This window comes from Mangrovibacterium sp., assembly GCF_059905295.1.
The window spans coordinates 1-3,442 of record NZ_JBZQJF010000031.1 but is presented as its reverse complement, the minus strand read 5'-3'; the positions used below and the strand labels follow the sequence as shown (position 1 = coordinate 3,442).

General features: G+C 45.2%; 2 protein-coding genes. Both read right to left on the bottom strand.

All coding sequences use genetic code 11. The features are described 5' to 3' along the window. Nucleotides 1-1,607: ligand-binding sensor domain-containing protein (locus AC37HE_RS02145; protein WP_500781127.1), on the bottom strand; the 1,607-nt coding region annotated here is incomplete at its 3' end. A 704-nt stretch (nt 1,608-2,311) separates the two neighbouring features. Beyond that, the coding region (locus AC37HE_RS02140) for a glycoside hydrolase family 31 protein (RefSeq protein ID WP_500781126.1) at nt 2,312-3,442 on the bottom strand (1,131 nt) is incomplete at its 5' end.

Here is a 3,442-nt window from a genome sequence, read left to right as displayed (position 1 = left end):
CGATCAATACCATCAGTAGTACCAATCCACAGGTTATTTTCCGAATCTTCAATAATCGACATGATGAAGTCCGATCCGACCGAATTGACATCGCCATAACGATAATGGTAGAACGTATTCTTCTCCCGATCATATAAATTCAATCCACCGGCCAGGGTTCCGATCCACAAATTGCGACGCGAATCTTCAAAAATCTCCCAAACCCGGTTATCCGAGATCGTCGCCGGATTTTCCGGGTCGTGTTTGTGATGATGAAAAGTCTTTCCGTCGAAGCGATCCAGACCTCCAAAATACGAACCAATCCAAAGCTGGTCATTCCGATCGTAATAAAGGGCAACAATCACATCGCTCGTTAGGCTATTGGGATCTTTCGGGTTGTTACGATAGGTTTTAAAGGTATTTTCTTTCCGGTTAAAATAGATCAGCCCACCACCATTAGTCCCAATCCATAAATTTCCTTTTTTGTCCTCGGCAAAACAGTTTACATCGTCGTAGGGCAAGCTGTTCGGAACCGATGGCAAATACTTGTAGTGCTCAAACTGCACCAAGCCCGGGTGATAATAGCTAATTCCTTTCTTGTAAGTTCCAGCCCAGATAATCCCTTCATCGTCGCGATAAATACTGTTCACACTATTCTGGCAAAGACTGAAACGATCGTCGCGATTGTTTACCAGCGACAGGATCTGCCCCTTTCCTTTATCCACCACATTAATTCCGCCATGATCGGAAGCAATCCAGATCAACCCATTCTTTTCTTCCACAATCGACGAAACCAAATTCGAATTTAACCGAAAAAAAATTGCCTGAGCTGTGTAGTGGTTTAATCCGCCACCTTTAGCCTTAATTTGGAAGGCACCAAACGGTTGACCGGGGGCCCATACCCAAACATCATCATCGCTATCGATATAAATATTGCTGGAGGTATTTTCGCGGGGTGGTTCTTCGAAAAGCGAAAAAACCGAAAGTATTTTTTTAGATGCCGAATCGATTTGAAACACCCGAAAAAGCCGCGAAACGGCCCATGCCTGATTATTCGAATCGAAGGCCACCGCATCAATATAATCGTTGGCTTGCAAGCCTTGTTCGCCTGAAGGGATCTGTATCGAATCGCAAACACCTGTTTGATGGTCGTAGAAATAGAGGCTATTATTCGAGTTTACAAACCAAGTGCGTTTATCCCTGTCAAAAGTGATTTGCTTCAGGTTCGTCAACGGAATCTTCGAGTCCTTATAGTACGCAGGCAGGGACGAAAACAAGTCCTTATCGGGTTCAAAAATGAAAAAGTCATTGATCGACTTTAACCAAATACGCTGGTCGTAATCTTCAAATAAAAAATCGATCGAATTAAAAGGAATGCTCTTGGGATCGAAAGCATTGTGGGTGTATATTTTGAAGTTTGTTCCATCGAAGCGATTGAGTCCGCGACCGGTTCCAAACCACATAAAGCCGCGACTGTCTTTCAACATGGCTTTCACCAGGTTATTGGACAATCCATCATTAATCGACAATTGCATGAACTTGTACCGATTAATGTCAGCTTGCCCAATGGCAACACTAACCTGCAACAACAATACGGCTATAACAGAAAGTCGAATTCGATTAATCATTGGGTTTCTCTCAATTGGCTTTACCAAAGATAATAATTACGTACAAATAGATATCACCGGTCCTCTAATTGCTCACAGGGACTGTCAGACTCCTCAAGGACATTCAAATTGAACCGGGAAGCCACGTTTGGAACAAGCAATTACCACCCTGTTGACAACTGCAAATCCGGGATTAGCAACTGTATTTTCAGAATTGCCAACTGGAAACTCTGTACTGGCAACTGTCACTCCTGTATTAGCAACTGTGACTGCAGGGTAAGCTCTCGTTGGCTCTGGATTGACAACCGGGATTCCGGAGTAAGCTCTCGTTACCTCTGTACGAGCTCTCGTGAGCTCAGGGTTGACTCTCGTAAGTTCTGACCTGACCTTCGTGAGCTCAGACCAAGGTCTCGTAAATTCAGACCTGACTCTCGTTGGCTCTGGACTGGCTCTCGTGAGCTCCGGAGTCAGGCGTTTTTTCTATTGATGTTGAAGCCCTCCCGAAGCAAGTTCGGGACAAGTAATGGGCCAGGGATCTTGTGGCTCCTTCAATCCATCTATCCTTCTATCATTAGATCTGTCATTGGCAGGGATCATAAATGGGTAAAAAAAGGGAGACCAGCTCCCTTTTAAAAATGCACTATACACGCCAATCCATCACATTCCCTCACCAGAGAAGTTTATGTTTCGTCTAACAAACCAGCGATGAATTGAGAAACCAAGAATTAAAACTGAACGTCTATCGCTTTTCCATTGTAATCAATTTCTTTGGCATCCGCTGCAGGATCAAGGAATGGCACAGCCTTATCGTGCGAAACCACAATGACGCGGAACGTACGGTTAGCAACCATTCCCGGAAACTCGCCCTGCCGATCCTGAATGGTCAGCTTATGCTCCGCCTCGTTATAATCGAAGCGAATGGTACTGAAAGCACCCTTCTCGTAATTGTAGTTGGTATTCTCGTCTTCGTACAGCTCAAAAATGGCATCTTTACCGGTGTACACATACAAATCAATGGGTGCATCGGGTTTCTCTCCTGTATATTCAATCTCGGGTCCAACCGGAATGATCGATCCCTCACGCACAAAAACAGGAATACGTTCATAAGGCGCATCAACCGATTGCTTTTGTCCGCCGGCAACAAATTTACCGGTGTACAGGTTATACCACCCACTGTTGTTGGGGAAATACACATCGCGCTGACGATCCTGGTAACGGTAAACCGGGCAAATCATCAGAGATGATCCAAATAAATATTGGTCGTCGATATTCAAAACACGTTTATCACTTGCAAAATCCATCGCCAAACCACGCATAATGGTGTAATCGTGATGATAAACAGCCCCCGTCATACTGTAAATGTAAGGCATCAACCGATAGCGCAGTTTATCGTAGTACAACATCGATTGGTAGGCCGGATGATTTTCGGGTGCCAGGTTGTAAATCTCACGATAGGGGTACTGACCATGCACGCGGAACAAAGGCACGAATGCACCAAACTGGTACCAGCGGGTATTCAACTCACGCCACTCTTTCATATCCTCCGACCCTTCTTTGGCACGCTCAAATTTCTTTTGTACACTGAAACCACCAATATCCATGGTCCAGTACGGTAAGCCCGACATGGAGAAGTTGATTCCGGCCGGAATTTGTGCTTTCAAATCCTCCCAGCAAGTACCTATATCGCCACTCCAGGTAGTGGTTCCGTAATGCTGCATGCCGGCAAAGCCTGAGCGGGTTAGGATGAACACACGATCAACCGGATTCTTAGCCCGCTGTCCCTCGTAAATACCCTTGGCATTCATTAAAGCAAACGCGTTGAAGTATTGGGTTGAAGATCCAAGAGCTGTTGGGTT